We start from the raw sequence: 20175 nt of genomic DNA, 5'->3' as shown, positions 1-20175 counted from the left end.
CCGAGGCTCAGGACTTGCGGACTTCGAGCACGATGCCAGCCTTGTCCCGCGTGTCGAAGTAGCAGAAGCCCGAACCGTCCATGCGCCTGCCGCGGGCCACGACCCCGAGGCCGAGCGCGCGGCCATGGGCTTCGGCCGCATCGCGATCGGCCACCTCGAAGCCGAGGTGATAGACACCCTCGCCCCGTTCGTCGAGGAATCGCTTCTGAGGCGAATCCAGTTCGCCCGGATCGCAGAGCTGGATCTGCACGTTGTCGAGATCGCAGCACTTGTAGCGCATGGCGTCCGAGGCTGCCTTGTTGGGCACGTCGAATTCGAGATAGGTGCCCTTCTTGGGGTAGTCGAACCAGGGGCCGACCCCGAGGCTCTCATAATAGGCGACGGTCTTTTCGAGATCGCGGACCACGATGCAGACGTGATGCAGGTTGTTGAAGAGCGGGGGCATGTTTCCTCCTTCGGAATGCGCAAGGCTTCGATGGTCCGCCTGTGAGCGAACCGCCGGGCTCACAAAGAGAATCTGGTAAGCTAGTGGGCCGGTAGCAGCCGGGCGAGAAACTACCGGGCGCGGTCGCTCTTCGGCGCGGTGAAGAAGTCCTTCGAGCGCGCATCCTCGGCGATCCGGCCTCCCTCCATGAAGATCACCCGGTCGGCGACATCGCGGGCGATGCCCATGTCGTGGGTGGCGATCAGCATGGTCTGGCCTTCCTCGGCGAGCTTGCGGATCGTCTCGACCACCTCCTGCGCCAGTTCCGGATCGAGCGCCGAGGTCGGCTCGTCGAGCAGGAGGACGCGCGGCTGCATGGCGAGAGCCCGGGCGATGGCGACGCGCTGCTGCTGGCCACCGGAGAGTTCCGACGGATAGGCGTCTGCCTTGGCCTTGAGGCCTACCTTGTCGAGCAGGTCCATCGCCAGCGCCGTGGCTTGCGCCTTCGGCCTTTGCAAGACATGCACCGGGCCGCTCATCACGTTCTGCAAAGCCGTCATGTGCTTGAACAGGTTGAAGTGCTGAAAGACCATGCCGATCTTCTGCCGCTGGCGGCTGATCTCCGCGTCGGACAGTTCGTAGAGCGCCTGGTCGCCCAGCCGGTAGCCGATCAGGTCGCCGTGCACATAGATGCGGCCGGCCGAGATGGTCTCGAGATGATTGACGCAGCGCAGGAGCGTGGACTTGCCGGCGCCCGAGGGCCCGAGCAGCGCCACGACCTCGCCCTGCGGCACGTCGAAACTGACATCGGTGAAGGCCGAGACGGCGGCCCATTTCTTGGAGACGCCGACCACGGAGACGGCGGGGGTCTGTTCGGGTGCGGTGCTCATCTTTGCGGGAAAACCTTTTCGAGGACGGTCTGGATCGCTGTCGCGAAGGCGGTCATGACGAGATACCAGAAGGCGGCGACGGCCAGCAGTTCGACGACCTGGAAGTTCGAGGAATAGATGTCGGTCGCAACGCGCAGGAGTTCGAGATAGCCGATGGCCGAAGCCAGCGAGGAGGATTTCAGCAGCATGATGTACTGGTTGCCCGCCGCCGGGATGATGATGCGGCCGGCCTGCGGGATGACGACCTGCGCCAGCACCTGGCGCTGGGTCATGCCGAGCGCCGTCGCCGCCGCCCGCTGGCCCTTGTCGACCGCGAGGATGCCGGCGCGGATGATCTCGCTCATATAGGCCCCTTCCGCAAGGCTGAGGCCGGCGAGCGCGGCAAGGAACGGCGTGACGAGCGAGGTGGTGGGCGTGGAGACCAGCGGCTCGGCCATGAAGGGCAGGCTGATGGTGATCGACGGGAACATGATCGGCACCGCGTTGAACCAGAAGATGAGCTGGATCAGCATCGGCGTGCCGCGGAAGAGATAGACATAGGTTGCGGAGATGGCGACCAGGATGGGGTTGCCGCTGACCCGCATCAGGGCGGCGATGAAGCCGATGATCGTGGCGATGAACAGCGCCAGCGTGCCGAGCATGAGGGCGTTGACCGCCCCCATGACGATAAGCGGATCGAAGATGTAATCGGCGAAGACGCCGAGATTGACGATCCGCGCGCGAATGGCCGCGTGGACGATCGTCACCACCACGACGAGGGCGACGGCGCCGAGGAGCCAGGCTCCCCAGCGGCGTCGATGCACGATCGGAAGTTCCGGGGCGGAAAGACGGTCCGTCATGGCCATGGCCCTTCCTCCCCGTCAGCGCTTGCTGGCCGGCAGGTTGACGGTAATCTCGGGCAGCACGGCGCCGCCGACGCCCCACTTGTCCATGATCGTCTTGTAGGCGCCGTCATCCAGCATTTCCTGCAGCGTCACCTTCACCGCATCGCGAAGCGCGGTGTTGTCCTTGGAAAAGCCCCAGGAGGTGATGTAGGGCGTCAGCATGTAGTTGCCGCCGACGATGGAATATTTGCCGGGGAACTGCGTGCCCATGTAGACGAGCGCCGGGAAGTCGCCGAGATAGGCGTCGACGCGCTTGAGGTCGAGCTGCATGCGGGCATCCGGTGCGGAGGGAAGCTGCTCGGCGCGGATTTCCGCCTCGCCCTTGCCCGTGCAGGCGGCGGACGCCTCCTCCACCTTGGCCATGATGACGCGGCTGCCGAGCAGGGTCGCGACCGACTTGCCGCAGAAATCCGCAATGGTCTTGTACTTGTCCGCATCCTCGGCGCGCACCATGGCCGAGCCGCCGGAGAGCATGTAGTTGACGAAATCGAGCTTCTGCTCGCGCTCCTCCGTGTCGCTGATGCCGCCGGAGGCGACGTCGAAGCGTTTCGCCTCGATGCCGGGAATGAGCGCGGCATATTCGGCCTGGACATATTCGAGCTTCAGTTCCAGCCGCTTGGCGATCTCGGCGAGGAGATCGGCGCTGGCGCCGGTCACCACGCTTAAGCCCGGCTCGCGGAATTCGATGGGCGGAAAGGTCTGCTGCGAGCCCACCGTGATCTTGCCCGCCTGGCGGACGGGCTCGGGCACGAGCTTGGCGCCCTCCCCGGCCTGGACGGCGCCGGCGAAGACGGCGGTCGCCGCGGCAGCCAGCATGAAGGTTCGGATGATCCCATGTTTCATTGCATTACCCCTGTCGTTATTGATCTTGCATGCAGTCGGCATGGAGACGGCGGCGCCGGCGGGCCGGCACCGCCGGTCGGGTCAGCGCGTGTCGGCGCCCTTGCCCGGGATGGCCGACGGGTTCGGGCGGTCGGCGCGCGGGCACTCGGCGGCCTTGTCGAAGACCGCCTGCACCTTGGCGATATATTCCGGCGAGAAGTTCCACTGCTTCAGGCCGGTCGGGATATGCTCCCAGTAGAAGTTCGGCGGACGCATGGCGATGCCGGGGCGGATCAGGCGATAGGTCCAGCAATCGTACTGCTTGCCGTCCTCGCCGTGAACCGTCACGCAGCAGCGCTCGAAATCGTCGTAATCCTCGGAAAAATGCGTGTCGTCATGCTCGAAGACAACGCCTTCGGCGCGTTCGCCCCAGACATCCGCCGTGCCGAGGAAATGGCACCAGCCGCGATCCGTACGGTCGCCCGCCGCATGGAAGCGCAGCGCGTGGTTGGCGGCATAGGCCTTGGTCACCGGCTTTGCCTCCGGCATGAAGCGGGCGATCTCGATGTCATGCAGCCATGTGCAATAGGCGAAGTAATACATGAAAACCTCTTCCAGGGGCGGCGGCAACCGCATCCCTCGTTGTTGCGTTGCAATGGAGATTGCCGTTCGTCACAACTCCATATATGATTTCGTATATGAAGAAATATGTACGGTCAAGCGTTCCCCGGCTGCGACCTTTCGGAAAGGAGAAGGACAATGATCAGGATGATGGACAGCCATGCCTATCCGGGATGCCCGGCCGTGGCGGACGAGCCCCCGCAGGAAGGGCCGGTGCATGTGGAATTCAGCGACGGCGCGGTGGCCGGCGGGCGCGTCGAGCGCCTCGACGACGACCGGATCACGCTGACGATCGACGCCTACAGAACCGGCAAGGGAACGGCGATCGTGGAAAAATCCTGGCTGCTGGAGAACCGGGGCGAGGATCGCTGGCGCGTCAGCCGCCGGCTCGACCGGGAAGAATGAGGGGACGTCAGGCCGGCTGCCGTCCCGAGAGTTTTGCCGAAAGCGCCACGAGGCCGAGCGAGACGAGGAAGATCAGCGTGCCGACCACGGCGATCTGCGGCGGCAGCTCGCGGCGCATCAGGCCGTAGAGCCAGGTCGGGAACATGGTCGTTCCGCCGGCGGTGAAGTTGGTCAGCACGAAATCGTCGAGCGAGATGGCGAATGTGAGCAGCGCGCCGGAGAGGATGCCCGGCAGGATGATCGGCAGCCAGATCGTGCGGAACGCGGTGAAGCCGGACGCGCCGAGATCGCGCGCGGCCTGTTCCAGCGTCACGCCGGCGCCGATGACGCGGGCGCGCACGTTGATGATGACGAAGCTGAGGCCGAGCGTCGTATGGGCGGCGATGACGCTGGGAAAGCCGAGCGGATAGAACAGGCCGCCCGTCAGCGTCTTCAACACAGGGATCGTCGCCGTCGCCACGAAGAGGATCAGCATGCCCGCGCCGAGCACCACTTCCGGCGTCGCCAGCGGAATGAAGGTGAGGCCCGAGACCGCACCACGACCGATGAACTTGCGCCGCCCTAGTGCAAAGCCGACCGGCGTGCCGAGCAGGGCCGCCAGCAGCGCCGAAGCCGCCGCGACGATGAGGCTGTTGCGGATCGCCACGCCAAGCTGCGGCACGGCGAAGGGCGCGCGCCAGGCATCCAGCGAGAAGGTGCCGAGTTCGTAGTTGAAGCGGCCGCCGGGATCGTTGAAGGAGAAGACGATCATGGTGAGGACGGGCGCGAACATGAAGACGAGCGCCAGCCCGATCATGGCGCGGACCGCCAAGCCTTCCCGTTTTGTGCGGGTGCTAGACGACATCGAGAAGCTCCGTGCCGCGGATGAGACGCAGGAGAAGGGTGAGCAGCAGCATGGCGGCGACCAGCAGCGACGCCGATAGCGCGGCCGCCCCGGCATAGTCCAGCTCCACCAGGAACTTCGCCTGGATGACGTTGCCGAGCATCTGCGTACGGATATCGCCGAGCAGCGCGGCGTTGACGTAATCGCCGAGCGCCGGGATGAAGGAGAGCACGGCGGCGGCGATGAAGCCGTTGCGCGAAAGCGGGAAGACGATCAGCGCGAACCGCTCCGTCATCGTGCCGCCGACCATCGCGCCGGCAAGCGCCGCCGCCAGCACGAAGAGCATCGGCCCCGGCGCGGCAAGGCCGCCCGCGCCGAAGAACACCGCGGCGAGCAGCAGCCCGATGGCAAGGCCGGCGGCCCCGCCGATCATCGCCCCGCGCGCGCCGCAGCGGCCGGAATAGAGATCGTCCGCCGCGGCGCAGAGCGTGCGGTCGATGCGGTTGAAGGCGGTGTAGAGCGGCAGGAGCACGAAGGGTACCAGCTGGTAGGTAAGGCCCGCCACCACCGCGAAGGGCGTTCCGAGCACCCGCACCTCAAGCCCCGTCGCCGCATGGAGCGGGGCGAAGAGCGGACCGTTGGCGCCGAGCAGCGTCTGCCAGGCGACGATGCGGATGAGATAACTGGTCAGGAACGGCGCGAAGAAGGCGAAGAGCAGCACGGCCTTCCAGCGGCCGCCGTAGAAGGAGATGCCGTAGGCGACCGGCATTGCGATGGCGAAGGCGAGGATGGTCGCCGACAGGCCGATCAGCACCGAATTGAGCAGGTTGTTCCAGTAGAAGGGGATCGAATCCGCGTAATTGGCAAGCGACCAGCCGGTCGCCGTCAGCGCGAAGGGATCGGCGCTGAACGACATGCGCAGGATATAGACGAGCGGCAGGACGAGGAGGGCGACGAGCCAGGCCAGCGTCGGCAGCATTTCCGGCCAGCCGGCCCGCGCCCCGGAGGAGCGCGCGCCAGCTGTCTTTGTGAGCGAGACCATCTCAGCCACTGATCATCTGCGTCCAGGTCCGGGCGATCTGGGCGCGTTCGCGCTGGTCCCAGGGCGCCGGATAGGGGTAGAGCCGGTCGAGCACGTCGGCGGGCGGGAAGATCAGCGGATTGGCGGCGAGCGCCGGGGCGATCTTCTCCAGCGCCTCCTTGACGCCGACCGCATAGGGATATTGCAGCGTGTAGCGGCAGAAGCTCGCGGCATTCTCCGGCCGGAACCACCAGTCGATGAAGGCGAGCGCGGCCTTCGGATCGGCCGCCCCCTTCGGAATGCCGAGGCGGTCGACATAGGCGGGCGCGCCCTCCTTCGGCACGGCGAAGCCGACCTTCTGCGGATCGAGCTGCGAGATGTTGACGGGCGGGGCCATGGCGGCGATGAGGTCGCCGTTCGACAGTTTCTGGCCGGCATTCTCACCCTGCGCCGGCAGCAACTGCCCGCTTTCGATATACGGTTTCAGGAAGGCCAGCACTTCCATCGCCTCGTCGAGGGTCATTTCGGCGGGTACGTTGTCGATCTTGCCTTGCGCCTTGAGATAGAGCCCCCAGGCGGCGACGTTGACGATGGGCGTCGCATAGAGCCCGACCTTGCCCTTCACCGCCGGGTCGAGCAGCTGCCCCCAGGATTCCAGCCCGTCCTTGAAATGCGCGCGGTTGAAGGCAAGGCCCACCGGCGCGAAGTCGAAGGGGATGGCGATATCGGCATGTTTGACCGATTTCAGCGAGGGCAGCAGGTTCTTCTGCACATTCGGCAGCGCGGCGGGATCGAGCGGTTCGAGCCAGCCGTTCTCCGCATAAAAGGAGGTGTACTGACTGGAGATGCAGATCACGTCATAGCCGATGGGCAGGCCGGCGGTAAATTGCGGGCGGACACTGGCGAAGAACTGGTCGGCGTCCGAGATGACCTCGCGGTAATCCACCGTGATGCCCGTCTCCTCCTTGAAGCGGGCGATATCGGCCGGGTCGCACTCGCCGGAATTGGCGGCCCAGACGATGGTGCTCTCCGCGGCATGGGCCGCGGAGAACGGGATGGCGAAGCGGCCGCCCATGACGCCCGCTCCGGCGAGGAGCAGCTTGAGGGCCTGCCGGCGATTGGCCGTGAAGCGATAACTATGCATGGACGTTCCCCTTTTTGCTTGATGGTTGATGATCGATCAGTCGCGCACGTGGATGAAGATCTTGCGGATCGGGCCGGGCTGCTCCCAGCTGCCCTCGTCCTTTTCGTTGTAGATCAGGAGGTCGCCGGAATTGGCGACGTGGCTGACGCCATGCTGGTCGGTCACGGTGACATCGCCCTCGATGACGAAATCGAAGCACTGGCCGGTGCCGAGCAGGTCGCCGAAATCGGCGTCGCGCCGCCACAGGCCGACCGTCACGCGGCCATCGGCCGACTTCCAGACGGAGGCGTGCTGGCCGATCGGATTGCCCGGCGTGCGGTCGCCCGGCATGTCGCCGTAGTCGTGCCATTCATTGGCCGGATCGCCGAACTTGATGACCTGGACGCCGCTCTTTGCGGCGGATTCGGTGCTGTTGTCCTTGGGCATGGTTTCCTCTTTCACGATGCTTGGGCCGCGGGGGCGGCTCGGGTTGCCTGCTAGGATGCAGGGATGACGTGGGCCTTCGTCTCGTCGAAGGCGATGCGGCAGGGCGCGCCCGGATCGAGCGCCGGCCGCGCCTGCTGCCGGAGCGTGACCGTGCCGCCATCGGCGAGCGTGGCCGAGATCTCGTGGTGGTCGCCGACATAGGTGCATTTGGCGAATGTCGCGGCGAGGCCGCCGGCCTCCGCCAGCCGCATGTGCTCCGGCCGCACCATCAGGAGGCAGCGCGACCCCTCCGGCGCCGGCGCATCGGCAAGGCGCACCGTCGTCCCGGCATCGAGGACGATGGAGCCGCCGTCCGCGATCCGGCCCGGCAGCAGGTTGGCGCTGCCGATGAATTCCGCGACGAAACGGGTCTGCGGCCGCTCGTAGATCTCGTCCGGCGTGCCGATCTGCTCGATCCGCCCGGCATTCATCACCGCGATGCGATCCGACATGCTGAGCGCTTCCGACTGGTCGTGCGTGACGAAGACCGTGGTGGTGCCGACATCGCGCTGGATCGCCTTCAGCTCCTCGCGCAGCTGCTTGCGCATCAGGAAATCGAGCGCCGACAGCGGCTCGTCGAGCAGCAGCACGGCGGGCCGGTTGACCAACGCGCGGGCGAGCGCCACGCGCTGCTGCTGGCCGCCGGAAAGCTGGGCGGGCCGGCGGGCGGCGAAATCCTGCATGCCGACGCGCCGCAATTCGGCCGAAACGCGCGCGCGCCGCTCCGCCGCCGGCACCTTGCGGCGCTTCAGGCCGTATTCGACATTCTCCGCCACGCTCATATGCGGAAAGAGCGCGTAGTTCTGGAAGACGTAGTTGGTCGGCCGGCGGGCCGGCGGCAGGTGGGTGATGTCTTCGCCGCCGACGAGAATGCGCCCGCCGGAGGGCGGCGCGAAGCCGCCGATCGCCTGCAGCGTCGTCGACTTGCCGCAGCCACTCGGGCCGAGAAGCGTGAAGAATTCCCCCGGCGCGATCGCAAGGTTCATGGAGCGAACGGCCTCCACCGCGCCGTAGCGGCATACCAAGGAACGCAATTCCACGCCCGTCTGCGATGGGGACATCGGCTCACCCTCACGTCTAAAGTTTTTTTCATTTCTAAACTGAAATTTCAGTCAGCCTATCTTTTCCTCGGCGCTTGTCAACGCTATTTTCCGGGAAAACCGACCGGGACAGCGACGGATGCGATCTGAAATTTTGGAAGTGCAGGGCAAGGGCCGGCGCGAGGGCGCGGGCTCCGCCGTCGGCCTTGCCTATGAGAGCATCCGCGACCGGATCATCTCGCTTGCGCTTCCCCCCGGCGCACCGCTCAACGAGGCGGAACTGGCAAGCGCTCTCGGCGTCGGGCTGACGCCGGTGCGCGATGCGATCAAGCGCCTGGCGCTCGAACATCTCATCGTCGTCTATCCGCGCCGCGGCACCTTCGTCAGCGAGATCAACCTTGCCGACGAGCGCTGGCTGACCGAAGCGCGCGTGGAGATGGAGGGGCTGGCGGCGGAGCTTGCCGCCGCGCGCGCCAGCGTGGAGGAGCGGCGGGCGATCACGGCCTGCGTCGAGGCCCTGCTCGGCGAGGCGCATCAACTCCGCATCAACGCGCTCGACACGGAGTTCCATCGCCTGCTCTACCGCGCCGCGCACAACCCCTTCCTGGAAGCCTCGCTGAACCAGTATCTCAATCTCAGCGTCCGGCTCTGGTACTATTGCCGCGACCGCCTGCGCGCCAAAACCTCCGAGGGCGACTTCCACAAGCAGGTCGCCGACGCCATCATGGCCGGCGATCCGCAGGCCGCCCGGGCCGGCATCGTCGCGCATCTGCGCCAGTCCTCGGCCGATCTGCGCGAGGTAATGTGACGCTCAGCCCTTGTAGGCCGCAACCAGCTGCCTCAGCCGGGTCGGTCCGAAACTCTGGAAATGACCGCCGTGGACGATGCGCACGGGGAGCGTCGCGAGACGGTCGAGCGAGGCGCGATAGGCATCCCTGTCCGAATGGAACGTGTCGTCGATGAGATCGCCGTCATAGACGATGTCGCCGGCGATCAGCGTGCCGGTCGCCCGCTCGAAGAGCGCGATGCCGCCGGGGGAATGGCCGGGCGTGTGGATGACCTCGAAGCGCCGGTCGCCGAGGTCCACGACGTCGCCGTCCTCCAGGAAACCGGTCGCCGGACAGGGTTCGACGCGGTAGGCGGCACTGTCCCAGCCTTCCGGCGGGGCGATGAACATCTCCTCGTTGGCATAGCCGGCGGCGAGCGTCCATTCCGGGCGCGGGTCGGCGAAAATCTCCGCTTCGGCCGGATGGGCGAGATGCAGGTCGAATTCGTGCGTGCTGCCGATATGGTCGAAATGGGCATGGCTCGACACGCAGACGACCGGCCGCTCGCCGAGCATCGGCACATGCGCCCGCAGGCTGAAATGACCGAGGCCGGCATCGACCAGCAGGTCCCGCTGCTTCCCGCGCACGAACTACATGTTGCAGCGGAAGAAGGGATGGATCCAGGGTTCGTGGATGAGGAACACGCCGTCGGCGAAGGGCACGACCTCGTACCAGTCGCCGGCAGGGATCGAAGGGTTTTGCATTGCCGGCCTCCATGGCGGAACGGATTGCGCACCGCCCACAAATTTGGGCGGTGCGCTGAGCGGGGAGGAAATCGGCCGGATGCCTAAAGCACCCAGACGCCGGACAGATCATGCATGTTGACGCCGCGCAGCGACGGCTCCAGCCCGCCGAACTTGCCGCTGACGGCCTGCAGGCTGTCGCGGAAGCCCCAGACGATCCAGCCGGCCTTGTCGTGCACGAGCTGCTGGAAATCGTTGAGATACTGGCGCGCCTTGTCGGCATCGCCGGTGGAAGAGGCCAGCTTGAACAGCTCGGCCGCCTTCTCGTCCTTCCAGTGGGATTCGTTGTAGGGCGAATCCGGCAGCAGCGAATAGCCGGCCGTCACCGACAGCGGGTTGGGGCCGAACATGTCCTGGCTGAACTCGACCTTGAGGTATTTCTGGTCGTAGAAGCTGGAAAGGTCGGCCGAGGCCACCAGCTTGATATTGACCCCGACCTTCTTGGCCTGCTGGGCGAGGACCTGCGCGGCGGCCGAATTCCACGGCGCTTCCGGGCTCGGATGAAGCTCGATCACCAGGTTCTCCTGGCCGGCCTCCTTCAGCAGGAATTTCGCCTTGTCCGGATCATAGGCGCGCTGGGGGATGTCGGCATTGTAATAGGGGTCCTGCGCCCAGCCGAGATCGTTGCCGATGCGGCCGCGGCCGGCATAGACGTTGCGCACCAACTGCTCGCGGTCGACCATCAGCTTGAAGGCTTCCAGCACGCGCGGATCGTTGAAGGGCGGCTGGTCGACGCGCATGGTGAAGGGCTCGAAGGAGGCGCCGGCGGCCGACAGCAGCTTCAGATCCGGCCGCGCCTCGATGGTGCGCGCCTGCGTGAAGGCGACGTTCGGCATGGCGTCGATCTGGCCGCTCATCAGCGCGTTGAGCCGCGCCGTCGTCGGATCGGCGAAACCGATCACCTCGATCCGGTCGAGATAGGGTTTTCCGTCCAGCCAGTAGTTCGGGTTGCGCTCGGCGACGAATGTCTGGTCCTCGAAGCTGACGAACTTGAACGGCCCCGAGCCGACCGGCTTCTTCGCGTCGAAATCGGTCGGGATGATCGACAGGCAGGGGTGGAAGAACGCCTGCTTGAAGAAGGAATAGGGATATTTCAGGCGCAGGCGCGCCGTCAGCTTGCCGTCCTTCTCGATGCCCTTGGGGTCCAGCGCCTCCAGGCTGCGCGCGGCGAGCGAGCCGGTCGTCGCCATGGCGCGGGTGATGGAGAAGACGACGTCGTCGATGGTCAGCGCCCTGCCGTCATGGAAGGTCACGCCGTCGCGGATGCGGATGGTCCAGACCTGCGCGGTCGCATCCGGCTCGAAGATCTCGGCGAGCGAATCGTAGGGTTTTCCCGTCGCGTCCTCCTTGACGAGGGAATCGTACATCGCCCGGCACATCATGGCGGCGAAGCCGGAGAAGGCGAGCGCCGGGTCCAGATTGTCCTTGGCGCTCGCATCCTCCGCGCCGACGCGGAAGGTGCCGCCCCGTTTCGGGGCGGCATTGTCGCTGGCCCGGGCACCGGTCAGCCAGGAGGGGCCGGCGATCGCCGCGGCGGCAGCGCCCGCACCGAGGAGAACGCTGCGTCGTGTCACCATTGCGGGCATGAGCAAAGTAGGTTTCATCACCGGCTCCTTCTGGCCTTGGAGTGATCAGTTCGTGGCGGCGGTCGCGCTGAGGCGCGGCGAGACGTAGAGCGGCGTCGTGCGGCCCGAGGCGTTCATATGGACCTTCTCGTTGAAGACGAAGCCCGGCGCGTTGTCGTAGGAGAAGGCCGCGACCATGCGGTCCCGCTCGCCATAGGAGGGGGCGACGCGGTGGACGGACTGGTCGCCATAGAACAGCACCAGCGTGCCGGCCTCCTGCGACACGGAGATGACCTCATCCGACGTGCCGCGCAGCACGGCTTCGACGCGGTCGAGGCCCGGATTGTTCTTGTCGCGCGTATGCGGAATGAACTCGAACTCGCCGCCCTTTTCCGGGCGCTGCAACAGGAGCGTCACCACCCAGTCGTTACCGTCGAAGTGCCAGTCGTGGGTCTGGCCGTTGTTCATCATGATCACGGCGAGCGACAGGAACGGGTCGGCGATCTGGTAGACGCTCTGGCCGAGGATTTCCGCCAGGAACGGTGGCAGGCCGCCCCATTCGTAGATCTTGCGCAATTCGCTCTCGCCGTCGAACACGTCGGCCGACAGCATGCGCTGCACCAGCGGCTGTGGCTTGCGAAACGGATGATCGGCCGGCAGCGACGGATCGAGCGTTTCCTGCGGATAGATGAAGCGCTGGAGATTGCGGGCGTAAGCCTTGCTCTTCAGGCTCTCCACCTCGGCGACGCAGGTTGCCAGCCCCTTCTCGGTCAGGAAGCCGGGGAAGGATGCAAGGCCGTTTTCGCGCAGCGAAGCCTTGGCGTTCTCGATGATCTCGCGCCGCTTCGGGCTTTCGAGATCGTCGATCGGGTAGCGGTCGAGATCGACCAGGTGGCGGACATCGGGGGCCTTGGTTGCATTCATCGTCTGTCTCCTCGTTTTGGATGGTCAGCTCCACCAGAGCCGTGGCGTGCTCTGGAGTAGGTTGCGGGTGTAGGGGTCCTGCGGGGCATCGAGCACGGCGTCGCTCTCCCCCTCCTCGACGAGCGCGCCGGATTTGACGACCGCGACCCGGTCGGCGATGGCACGCACCACCGCGAGGTTGTGGGTGATGAAGATGATCGTCGTGCCGGATTGCCGGTGCAGCGTCTTCAGGAGCTGCACGATCGATGCCTGGACGGAGACGTCGAGCGCGCTGGTAATCTCGTCGCAGATCAGGATTTCGGGATCCGCCGCGATGGCGCGGGCGATCGCCACGCGCTGGCGCTCGCCGCCGGAAAGCTGCTGCGGATAGCGGTCGTGGAGGCGCGGATTGAGCGCCACCATCGACAGGAGGTCGGCCACCGAATGGCGCGGCGCCCTGCCCTTTTCCGTGAAGGCGGCGATGGATTGCGCGACCAGCTCGTGCACCGTGCGGCGCGGATTCAGCGAACTGTAGGGGTTCTGGAAGATGTATTGCACCGCGCGCCGCTGCCCGGGGCTGCGCCGGCGGGCGCCGAAGGGCAGCGGCTCCCCGCGCAGCTGGACGCTGCCCGTGGCATCGGCGTGAAGGCCGCCGAGGCACTTGGCGAGCGTCGTCTTGCCGCTGCCGGATTCGCCGACGATGGCCGTGCAGCTGCCCTCGCGTATGGCAAGGTCGACGCCCTTCAGGATGCGGACGCTGCCATAACCCGCATCGAGGCCCGAGACACGCAACAGCACGGGCTTTTCCATCTTCTCCGGCGCGGGCTCGATGTCCGGCACGCGGAACGGCACGGTGGCTTCCGCCCCCTGCCGTCGCAGGCAGGCGACCTTGTGCTCCTCGGCATGGAGCCGCAGCAGCGGCGGCTCCGCGCGGCGACAGTCGTCGAGCACGTCCGGACAGCGCGAGGCAAAGACGCAGCCGCCGTCGCGGTTCATGACGGAGGGCGCGTGGCCGGCAATGCCGCGCAGCTTGCGGCGCACCGTCGGATCGGGGATCGCCGAGATGAGGAGCCGCGTATAGGGATGCTCCGGCGAGCGCAGCGTGATGCCGGTCGGGCCGGATTCGACGATGCGGCCGAGATACATGACCGACACGCTGTCGGCGAGATCGTTGACGACGGCAAGGTCATGGCTGACATAGACTGCCGCCGTGCCGTAGCGTGCGCACAAGTCCCGGACGGTCGCCAGCACATGGGCCTGCGTCGTGACGTCGAGGCCGGTCGTCGGCTCGTCGAGGACGACGACGGCCGGCCGGCCGATGAAGGCCATGGCAAGGCCGATGCGCTGCTGCTGGCCGCCGGAAAGCTGGTGCGGGAAACGGCTGAGGAAGTCCGGCGTCGCCGGCAGGGCGACATCCGCCAGCGCCTCTGCCACCCGCTCGGAAGCCCCGGCCTCACGGCCGTCCTTGTTCAGGGCTTCCAGCATCTGCGCGCCGATCCGCATGGCGGGGTTCAGCGAGGCGCCGGGGTCCTGCGGCACGTAGGAGATCAGGCGGCCGCGCTGGCGGCGGATCTCCTTCCAGGGCAGCGTCAGGATATCGACGCCGCGGACGCGGACCGAGCCGGCGGTGATGGCGGTGCCGAGCTTGGCATAGCCGAGCAGCGCCAGCGCCGCCGTGGTTTTTCCCGAGCCGGACTCGCCGACAAGGCCCATGATCTCGCCTGCCTTGAGGCTGAAGGCGACGCCGGCGACGATGTTGGTCTTCGAGCCGGCGACATCGACCCGCAGCCCCTCGACCTGAAGGGCGGCCTGCGTCTCGCCCGCCGGCATGCGGAGGTGTTTCGGCGCGACGTTCATCATTCGCTCCCGGAGGTGATGGTACGGCTCACACCGGCCGTCTTCTGGCTGAAGGCGTCGGTGAAGAGGTTCGCGCCGATGGTCGCGATGCAGATCGCCGCGACCGGCAGGAGGACCGGCCAGGGCTGGAAGAGGAGGCCCGGCTGGTTCTCGTTGATCATCAGCCCCCAGTCGGCGGCCGGCGGCTGCACGCCGAGGCCGATGAAGCTGAGCGAGGCGACGATGCCGATCGACCAGGTTGCCCGGAGCCCGAGTTCGAGCGCGACGAGGCCGGCAAGGTTCGGCAGCAGTTCGCGCAGCATGACGGCGAAGCGGCTCGCCCCGATCATCTCCGCATAGACGACGAATTCGCGCTCGGAGAGCTGCAAGGCCGAGGCATAGATGACGCGCGCCGTGCGCGGCACATGCGACAGCGCTACGACGATGCAGACGAGCGGTAGCGATGTACCGATCATCGAGGCGACGAGCAGCGTCAGCACGAGGGCGGGAAAGCACAGGAGCACGTCGAGCGCCCGCATGACGATCGCGCCGACCGTTCCCTTCACATAGGCCGCGATGAGCCCGAACGCCGTGCCGAGGCCGACGCCGAGAAGCGCGGAGACGGCCGCCAGCACCATGATGACGCGCCCGCCGTGCAGGAAGCGGCTCAGCGTATCGTGGCCGAGATAATCGGTGCCGAACAGGCGGCCGTCCGTGCCGGGCGGATCGAAGGGGATGCCGACCAGCTCCTCCGGATCGACCGAGGTGAGGTAAGGGCCGAGGATCGCCAGCAGCACGACAAATCCGAGCAGGATGGCGCCGACGCGGCCTTTCGGCGTGCGGAGGGTCGAAAGGAGGATGCCGGCCGGCTTCTTCCTGGTGACGGGTGCGGGATGGTCTTCGTGGGCTTGAAGGACTGTCATGCCATCACCTTTGTGCGAAGACGCGGCGTGAGGGCGACGACGACGAGGTCGGCCAGGATGTTCACGCCGATATAGACGATTGCGAGGACCAGCGTCGTCGCCTGCACCACGACGAGATCGCGGTTGCGCACGGCCTCCACCAGGGCGCTTCCGAGGCCCGGGAACTGGAACACGGTCTCGACGATGATGGCCCCGCCCGCCATGTAGACCAGCGTGACGGCAAAGACCTGGATGAGCGGACCCGCCGCATTGGCGAGCGCATGGCGCAGCACCACGCGCCCCTCCGGCACGCCCTTCAGCCGCGCCATGGCCACGAAATCGCTGTCAAGGATTTCGATCATCGAGGCGCGGATGGTGAGCGCGATATAGGGCAGGATCGTCAGCAGGAGCGTCAGGATCGGCAGCACGAGCACGTCGAACTGCGCGAAGATCGGCTGGTCCGCATTGTAGATCGACACGGCCGGGAAGAGCTGGAAGACCGTGGTGCTGAGCAGCAGCACGGTCAGCACGGCGAGCGCGAATTCCGGTATGCCGGTGATCACCAGCATGATGAGCGAGACCGCGTGATCGACCGTGCTGTTGCGCCGCACGGCCGCGAAGACGCCGATCGCCGTTCCGAGCGGAAAGCCGATAACGACGGCGAAGGCCATCAGAGTCAGCGTCCTGAGACCCCGGCTGACCAAAAGGTCGCCCGCCGGCTCGCCGCTGACGACTGACGTGCCGAAATCGCCCGTCGCCAGATCGCCGATCCAGGCGAGATAGCGCAGCGCTGCCGGCTGATCGAGATGATGCTCGGCGCGGAAGGCGGCGAGCGATTCCGGCGTCGCGGTCTTGCCGAGCACGGCTACGGCGGCATCACCCGGCAGCGCGATCGTGGCGATGTAGATGATGAGGGAAACGAGCGCGAGCGTCACCGCGCCGCTGCCGAGACGTCCCGCCAGCAATCTGAGCATCTCAAAACCCTCCCATCAGGCCGTCGCCGACGAAGCCGCGCCGGGTGCAGCCTCCACATGGCCGGCCGCAAGCTGCCGATGCCCCATCGTGAGGGCACGGAGCCGGCTTGACGATCAACAGCATCGAGGCTGCGCCGAGCGTCCTGTCGGCTGCGCTGCGGGCGGGTTGGCTGCACTGTGTCGAAATTTGCCTATCGTCATCCATGGCGCGCGTTCCCCTGCTTATTCGCCACTTCGTATACGAAACCATATATTAAAGTTTCATGGGGTCAAGAGATAGTCGAATGGCTTGCCGCAAAAACTTTAACGATATAAACATTAGAGCCACGAAATTGAAAATACGCAAGGGCGGCCGGTCGGAAAAATCAATCGACCGCTGCGTGGAGCACCCGAATGCGCGAGGAGGTTTCAGACGACAATCCCGCGCAATTCTTGGCTGACGCGGTCGCAAGGCCGTTGTTCTGGTGAGGGCTCGCGTACTAACGTCGCACTGGCCGAACGCAGGGTGAGGAGCGCAGGTGGACAAGAAGACGAAGCCCCCGACGATCGCGGATGTCGCGGCTCTGGCCGGCGTTTCCGCGCAGACCGTGTCCAACTTTCTGACCGGCCGCTTCAAACCGCGCGGCCAGAATCTCCAGCGCCTCGAGGCTGCCATCAGCCAGCTCGGATACCGCCCGAGCGCGGCCGCGCGTGCCCTGCGGCTGAAGCAGTCGGGCATTATCGCCATGCTGCTCGAAGATGGCGCGGATCACTCGCAGATGCGGCTGCGGGAGGGGTGGGAACCGCTGCACGGCATGTTCCTCTACGGTGCCACCACCAGGGCGCGCGAGCTCGGCTTCTATGTCACGCCCATCCTCACACGGCAGGGCACGGCGGAGGAGGAAGCCATACGGCTGGTTCGCGAAGGCCGCGCCGACGCACTGATCTGCAGCACCGAGCTGATGCCGGAAACCCAGCTGGAGCGCCTGCAAAGGATTGCCCGCACCGAAAGGGTCCCCATCGCGATGCTTCAGGAAAACCGCGAACGCGAGTTCATCTGCAGCGTCGCTGCGGCGGACGAGGATGGCGGCGAACAGGCCGCCCGGCACCTCGCCGAGCTCGGCCACGAACGCGTTGCCGTCATGACCGTGAAGCCGAGCTGGCCGGGCCCGGTTCGCCGGCGCATCGGTTTTGAAGTGGCGGCGGCGAAGCTTGGCCTTCACACCGAGGTCTGGGAGGCCGAGCACTATACCGTCGAAGCGGTCCGCCGCCGGGCGGCGCCGGAACTGGCGCGCGAGGACCGGCCGACGGCCGTGTTCGCGGTGAACGACGTGATCGCGGTTGCCTTGATCCAGCAGGCGATCGAGTTGAAGCTGGATGTGCCGCGAAATCTCTCCGTCCTCGGCTTCAACGACCTTGATGTGGCAGCCTATGTCCGGCCCGCCCTCACCACCCTGCGCACGCCCGGAGCGGCGATGGGCGCGCGGGCAGTGGAGGTTCTGGTCGATGCGATTTCCGGCAAGCCGCTCGTTTCAACGGCTTTGCTGCCGATTGAGTTCGTTTCCCGTCAAAGCACCGGCGCGGCGCCTGGGAAGTAGCCGGCCGCATCGCCTGCATCATCGAGCGCGTCGGACCACCGCGGCGATTACCTTGCCAGATAGCCGCCATCGACCTCGTAGCACGCACCGGTGACGAAGGAGGCCGCGTCCGACAGCAGGAAGAGGATGACGCTCGTGATTTCGTCCGGCTGGCCGAGGCGCGCCACCGGATGAAGCATCGCAGCCTCCTGCTTCTTCTCCTCGCTGAGATGGGCAAGCAGCGGCGTCTCGATGAAGCCCGGCGCGACAGCGTTGATACGCACGCCCTGCGCCGCGTGATCGAGCGCGGCCGCCTTCGTAAGGCCGATGACGCCGTGTTTGGCGGCCGTGTAGGCGGGCTGGCCGGCAAAGGCGCGAAAGCCCATGATGGACGAGACGTTGACGATCGAGCCGCCGCCGCGCGCGAGCATGGCCGGTATCTGGTTGCGCACCGCATTGAACACCCCGGTCAGGTTGACCGCGATGACCTTGTCCCAATCCTCCGCCGGATAGTGCGCCGTCGCGCAGCGCGGCAGGTCGATGCCGGCGGAGTTGACCGCGAGGTCGAGCCCGCCGAAATGGGCAATGCCTGCGGCAATCGCCTGCTCGACGCTCGCCATGGACGTCACGTCGACATTGAGGGCGAGCACGTCCTGCGTCGCCAGCTGCGCCGCAAAGGCAGCAAGCCGCTCAGCGTCGCGATCGGCCAGGACGAGCCGTGCGCCGAGACGGGCGAGCCTGCCCGCGGTCGCGGCCCCGATCCCCGAGGCGGCGCCCGAGATGAAGGCGACCTTGCCGACGAAAGCCGCGGGGTCCGGAAACGATGTCGTCATGGCGGTGGCCTGCTGCTTCGGCCGGCGGCTATTTATAGACGCCGACCCAGATGATGATGGTCGGTTCGGTCTTCGATGGATTGCGCGAGTGATAGGTCGAGGAGCGGTTGAAGCGGTAGCTGTCCCCTTCCAGGAGATCGAACTTCTCCTCGTCCACCCACAATTCCAGCCGCCCCTTCAGGATGTAGCCGTATTCGGCGCCGGCCGTCGGCACGTTCTTCAGCTCCGTCTCGAGCCCCGGTTCGAAGGTGGACATCATGAATTCGACGTCGGAATCAAGCTGCGGCGTCAGGAGTTCGGTGCGTGCGCCCCGATGCAGCATGAAACGGCGCTGGCCGGCACGCACGACGATATCCTTCTCGCGCTCCGCTTCCGGCTGTTTCTCTTCCAGGTCGACGAACCAGCTCATCGGCACGCCGAAGATGGTACAGGCAGCGTAAAGGTCCTTCAGCGTCGGCTGGGATAGGCCGCGTTCGAGCTGGCTGACATAGCCTGTCGACCGGTTGAGGCCATCGGCAAGCTGTTGAATGGTGATGCGGCGGGAGCGGCGCAGTTCACGCAGCGTCTTGCCGACATGGTCCGGCGTCCGCGCCTCGGAAGTGGATTTTGGCATTGAGCATAACCTAACGAATTCACTTGCATGATGAAATCGAACAAACACTTCATGAAGTCAATGTCATGCGCTTTCCGCCGCTGCTGGCGGCGCGATTGTCCCCACCTGAGGACCTCATCCAAAGGTGCCGGCGGTGGTGCCGCCGTCGAGCACATAGACCATGCCATTGGCATAACTTGCCTGGGGCGAAAGAAGATGGAGCACGGCATCGGCAACCTCCTGCGGCCGGGCAAAGCGGCCGAGCGGCACGCGCCGTTCGTAGAATGCGCGGTCGTAGGTCCCGCCCCCTTCCCGCAGCAGGCCGTCTGCCATGGGCGTATCGACGAAGGAAGGGCAGACGACATTGCTGCGCAGGCCCTGCGGGCCGTGATCGAGCGCCATGCAGCGGATCAGGCCGACGACGCCGTGCTTGGACGCGCAATAGGCGGCATAGCCGCGCGAGCCGCGCACGCCGGAATCCGAGCTGATCGCAACGAATGCGGAAGCCTCGTTGCATAGAAGATACGGCACGCTGTGGCGCGCGAGAAGGAAGGGTCCCGTCAGGTTGACCGCCAGCGTCGCCTGCCATGTTTCGTCAGAAAGCGTCGTGACATCGCCCTTGCGGGCGATCCCGGCGGCCGCCACCGCGCCTGACAGGAAGCCGTGCCCCTCCACGGCCTGCCGCACGGCGGACGCCATATCGGCATCCGACGATGCGTCTCCCGCAACGTCCACGACCGCGGCACCTGCCGCGCGGCAGGCATCGGCCACCGCGCGCAAGGCCGGGGCGTCCCGGTCGAACAGCGTCAGCGCCGCGTCCTGCGCGGCGAGCGCAAGCGCGATGGCGCGCCCGATGCCGGACGCCGCTCCGGTGACCAGGATGGAACTTTCCCGTTTTTGCATCC

21 protein-coding genes and 1 pseudogene are annotated in these 20175 nt (G+C 66.2%); 3 read left to right on the top strand and 19 right to left on the bottom strand.

Going from position 1 to position 20175, the window contains the following annotated elements:
• Positions 1–7: 7 nt before the first annotated feature.
• From MUU56_RS18035 to MUU56_RS18015, 5 genes are all read right to left on the bottom strand, one after another.
• Positions 8–445 carry a VOC family protein gene (locus MUU56_RS18035; protein ID WP_244768668.1) on the bottom strand — a complete coding sequence of 146 codons (438 nt, stop codon included), beginning with the start codon at positions 443–445 and terminating at the stop codon, positions 8–10.
• 110 nt (positions 446–555) lie between these two features.
• The gene (locus MUU56_RS18030; RefSeq protein ID WP_244768667.1) at positions 556–1314 is read right to left on the bottom strand and encodes an amino acid ABC transporter ATP-binding protein; all 759 of its coding nucleotides are present in this window, start codon (positions 1312–1314) and stop codon (positions 556–558) included.
• Positions 1311–2159, bottom strand: coding sequence for an amino acid ABC transporter permease (locus tag MUU56_RS18025; protein ID WP_244768666.1), 849 nt, complete (start codon positions 2157–2159; stop codon positions 1311–1313). The genes MUU56_RS18030 and MUU56_RS18025 overlap by 4 nt, the downstream gene beginning before the upstream one ends.
• Positions 2160–2174: 15 nt before the next feature.
• The gene (locus MUU56_RS18020; protein ID WP_244768665.1) at positions 2175–3041 is read right to left on the bottom strand and encodes an ABC transporter substrate-binding protein; all 867 of its coding nucleotides are present in this window, start codon (positions 3039–3041) and stop codon (positions 2175–2177) included.
• Positions 3042–3122: 81 nt separating this feature from the next.
• A complete protein-coding gene (locus MUU56_RS18015; RefSeq protein WP_244768664.1) occupies positions 3123–3623 on the bottom strand; it encodes a gamma-glutamylcyclotransferase family protein in 501 nt (166 codons plus the stop codon).
• Between the two features lie 156 nt (positions 3624–3779).
• Between MUU56_RS18015 and MUU56_RS18010 the strand changes: the two genes are divergently transcribed.
• Positions 3780–4046, top strand: coding sequence for a hypothetical protein (locus MUU56_RS18010; RefSeq protein ID WP_244768663.1), 267 nt, complete (start codon positions 3780–3782; stop codon positions 4044–4046).
• Positions 4047–4053: 7 nt separating this feature from the next.
• Here MUU56_RS18010 and MUU56_RS18005 read toward each other — a convergent pair whose 3' ends face one another.
• The 5 genes from MUU56_RS18005 to MUU56_RS17985 are packed head-to-tail and all read right to left on the bottom strand — an operon-like array spanning position 4054 to position 8560.
• Entirely contained in the window at positions 4054–4890 is an 837-nt protein-coding gene (locus MUU56_RS18005; RefSeq protein ID WP_244768662.1) for an ABC transporter permease, read from the bottom strand.
• Positions 4880–5920, bottom strand: coding sequence for an ABC transporter permease (locus MUU56_RS18000; RefSeq protein ID WP_244768661.1), 1041 nt, complete (start codon positions 5918–5920; stop codon positions 4880–4882). The genes MUU56_RS18005 and MUU56_RS18000 overlap by 11 nt, the downstream gene beginning before the upstream one ends.
• On the bottom strand, positions 5913–7034 hold the full coding sequence (locus MUU56_RS17995; protein ID WP_244768660.1) for an ABC transporter substrate-binding protein: 1122 nt from the start codon (positions 7032–7034) through the stop codon (positions 5913–5915). Before MUU56_RS17995 ends, MUU56_RS18000 begins: the two co-directional genes overlap by 8 nt.
• A 36-nt stretch (positions 7035–7070) precedes the next feature.
• The gene (locus MUU56_RS17990) at positions 7071–7460 is read right to left on the bottom strand and encodes a cupin domain-containing protein (RefSeq protein WP_244768659.1); all 390 of its coding nucleotides are present in this window, start codon (positions 7458–7460) and stop codon (positions 7071–7073) included.
• A 50-nt stretch (positions 7461–7510) separates the two neighbouring features.
• Positions 7511–8560 carry an ABC transporter ATP-binding protein gene (locus MUU56_RS17985; RefSeq protein ID WP_244768658.1) on the bottom strand — a complete coding sequence of 350 codons (1050 nt, stop codon included), beginning with the start codon at positions 8558–8560 and terminating at the stop codon, positions 7511–7513.
• 118 nt (positions 8561–8678) lie between these two features.
• Here MUU56_RS17985 and MUU56_RS17980 point away from each other — a divergent pair, with 118 nt between their 5' ends.
• Complete coding sequence (locus tag MUU56_RS17980) at positions 8679–9347, top strand: GntR family transcriptional regulator (protein ID WP_244768657.1); 669 nt, start codon at positions 8679–8681, stop codon at positions 9345–9347.
• Between the two features lie 3 nt (positions 9348–9350).
• Here the strand turns inward: MUU56_RS17980 and MUU56_RS17975 are convergent.
• The 6 genes and pseudogenes from MUU56_RS17975 to MUU56_RS17950 all read right to left on the bottom strand — a co-directional run bounded on the left by MUU56_RS17975 (position 9351) and on the right by MUU56_RS17950 (position 16289).
• Positions 9351–10070 (bottom strand): annotated as a pseudogene (locus tag MUU56_RS17975) (MBL fold metallo-hydrolase).
• Positions 10071–10153: 83 nt separating this feature from the next.
• Positions 10154–11713 (bottom strand): ABC transporter substrate-binding protein, encoded by a 1560-nt coding sequence (locus MUU56_RS17970; protein WP_244768656.1) that lies wholly within the window; start codon positions 11711–11713, stop codon positions 10154–10156.
• A 27-nt stretch (positions 11714–11740) separates the two neighbouring features.
• Positions 11741–12598, bottom strand: coding sequence for a 2OG-Fe(II) oxygenase (locus MUU56_RS17965; RefSeq protein WP_244768655.1), 858 nt, complete (start codon positions 12596–12598; stop codon positions 11741–11743).
• A 24-nt stretch (positions 12599–12622) separates the two neighbouring features.
• The gene (locus MUU56_RS17960; RefSeq protein WP_244768654.1) at positions 12623–14434 is read right to left on the bottom strand and encodes an ABC transporter ATP-binding protein; all 1812 of its coding nucleotides are present in this window, start codon (positions 14432–14434) and stop codon (positions 12623–12625) included.
• Positions 14434–15336 (bottom strand): ABC transporter permease, encoded by a 903-nt coding sequence (locus MUU56_RS17955; protein ID WP_244768653.1) that lies wholly within the window; start codon positions 15334–15336, stop codon positions 14434–14436. The genes MUU56_RS17960 and MUU56_RS17955 overlap by 1 nt, the downstream gene beginning before the upstream one ends.
• Positions 15333–16289: an ABC transporter permease gene (locus MUU56_RS17950; protein WP_244768652.1), complete on the bottom strand. Its 957-nt coding sequence runs from the start codon at positions 16287–16289 to the stop codon at positions 15333–15335. Before MUU56_RS17950 ends, MUU56_RS17955 begins: the two co-directional genes overlap by 4 nt.
• 518 nt (positions 16290–16807) lie before the next feature.
• Here MUU56_RS17950 and MUU56_RS17945 point away from each other — a divergent pair.
• Positions 16808–17866 carry a LacI family DNA-binding transcriptional regulator gene (locus MUU56_RS17945; protein ID WP_244768651.1) on the top strand — a complete coding sequence of 353 codons (1059 nt, stop codon included), beginning with the start codon at positions 16808–16810 and terminating at the stop codon, positions 17864–17866.
• A 47-nt stretch (positions 17867–17913) separates the two neighbouring features.
• Here the strand turns inward: MUU56_RS17945 and MUU56_RS17940 are convergent, their stop codons facing one another.
• The 3 genes from MUU56_RS17940 to MUU56_RS17930 all read right to left on the bottom strand — a co-directional run bounded on the left by MUU56_RS17940 (position 17914) and on the right by MUU56_RS17930 (position 20173).
• A complete protein-coding gene (locus tag MUU56_RS17940; RefSeq protein ID WP_244768650.1) occupies positions 17914–18678 on the bottom strand; it encodes an SDR family NAD(P)-dependent oxidoreductase in 765 nt (254 codons plus the stop codon).
• A gap of 28 nt (positions 18679–18706) precedes the next feature.
• Entirely contained in the window at positions 18707–19291 is a 585-nt protein-coding gene (locus MUU56_RS17935) for a helix-turn-helix domain-containing protein (protein ID WP_244768649.1), read from the bottom strand.
• Between the two features lie 114 nt (positions 19292–19405).
• A complete protein-coding gene (locus MUU56_RS17930) occupies positions 19406–20173 on the bottom strand; it encodes an SDR family NAD(P)-dependent oxidoreductase (protein WP_244768648.1) in 768 nt (255 codons plus the stop codon).
• Positions 20174–20175 lie beyond the last annotated feature (2 nt).

The organism is Shinella yambaruensis (assembly GCF_022899355.1).
Taxonomy (GTDB): domain Bacteria; phylum Pseudomonadota; class Alphaproteobacteria; order Rhizobiales; family Rhizobiaceae; genus Shinella; species Shinella yambaruensis.
This window is presented reverse-complemented; position numbering and strand designations above follow the sequence as displayed.

Excerpts from the sequence above, each read along its gene's own strand:
- MUU56_RS18035 (WP_244768668.1), bottom strand. The coding sequence starts at position 445 with ATGCCCCCGCTCTTCAACAACCTGCATCACGTCTGCATCGTGGTCCGC.
- MUU56_RS18030 (WP_244768667.1), bottom strand. The coding sequence starts at position 1,314 with ATGAGCACCGCACCCGAACAGACCCCCGCCGTCTCCGTGGTCGGCGTC.
- MUU56_RS18025 (WP_244768666.1), bottom strand. The coding sequence starts at position 2,159 with ATGGCCATGACGGACCGTCTTTCCGCCCCGGAACTTCCGATCGTGCAT.
- MUU56_RS18020 (WP_244768665.1), bottom strand. The coding sequence starts at position 3,041 with ATGAAACATGGGATCATCCGAACCTTCATGCTGGCTGCCGCGGCGACC.
- MUU56_RS18015 (WP_244768664.1), bottom strand. The coding sequence starts at position 3,623 with ATGTATTACTTCGCCTATTGCACATGGCTGCATGACATCGAGATCGCC.
- MUU56_RS18010 (WP_244768663.1), top strand. The coding sequence starts at position 3,780 with ATGATCAGGATGATGGACAGCCATGCCTATCCGGGATGCCCGGCCGTG.
- MUU56_RS18005 (WP_244768662.1), bottom strand. The coding sequence starts at position 4,890 with ATGTCGTCTAGCACCCGCACAAAACGGGAAGGCTTGGCGGTCCGCGCC.
- MUU56_RS17995 (WP_244768660.1), bottom strand. The coding sequence starts at position 7,034 with ATGCATAGTTATCGCTTCACGGCCAATCGCCGGCAGGCCCTCAAGCTG.
- MUU56_RS17990 (WP_244768659.1), bottom strand. The coding sequence starts at position 7,460 with ATGCCCAAGGACAACAGCACCGAATCCGCCGCAAAGAGCGGCGTCCAG.
- MUU56_RS17985 (WP_244768658.1), bottom strand. The coding sequence starts at position 8,560 with ATGTCCCCATCGCAGACGGGCGTGGAATTGCGTTCCTTGGTATGCCGC.
- MUU56_RS17980 (WP_244768657.1), top strand. The coding sequence starts at position 8,679 with ATGCGATCTGAAATTTTGGAAGTGCAGGGCAAGGGCCGGCGCGAGGGC.
- MUU56_RS17970 (WP_244768656.1), bottom strand. The coding sequence starts at position 11,713 with ATGAAACCTACTTTGCTCATGCCCGCAATGGTGACACGACGCAGCGTT.
- MUU56_RS17965 (WP_244768655.1), bottom strand. The coding sequence starts at position 12,598 with ATGAATGCAACCAAGGCCCCCGATGTCCGCCACCTGGTCGATCTCGAC.
- MUU56_RS17960 (WP_244768654.1), bottom strand. The coding sequence starts at position 14,434 with ATGAACGTCGCGCCGAAACACCTCCGCATGCCGGCGGGCGAGACGCAG.
- MUU56_RS17955 (WP_244768653.1), bottom strand. The coding sequence starts at position 15,336 with ATGACAGTCCTTCAAGCCCACGAAGACCATCCCGCACCCGTCACCAGG.
- MUU56_RS17950 (WP_244768652.1), bottom strand. The coding sequence starts at position 16,289 with ATGCTCAGATTGCTGGCGGGACGTCTCGGCAGCGGCGCGGTGACGCTC.
- MUU56_RS17940 (WP_244768650.1), bottom strand. The coding sequence starts at position 18,678 with ATGACGACATCGTTTCCGGACCCCGCGGCTTTCGTCGGCAAGGTCGCC.
- MUU56_RS17935 (WP_244768649.1), bottom strand. The coding sequence starts at position 19,291 with ATGCCAAAATCCACTTCCGAGGCGCGGACGCCGGACCATGTCGGCAAG.
- MUU56_RS17930 (WP_244768648.1), bottom strand. The coding sequence starts at position 20,173 with ATGCAAAAACGGGAAAGTTCCATCCTGGTCACCGGAGCGGCGTCCGGC.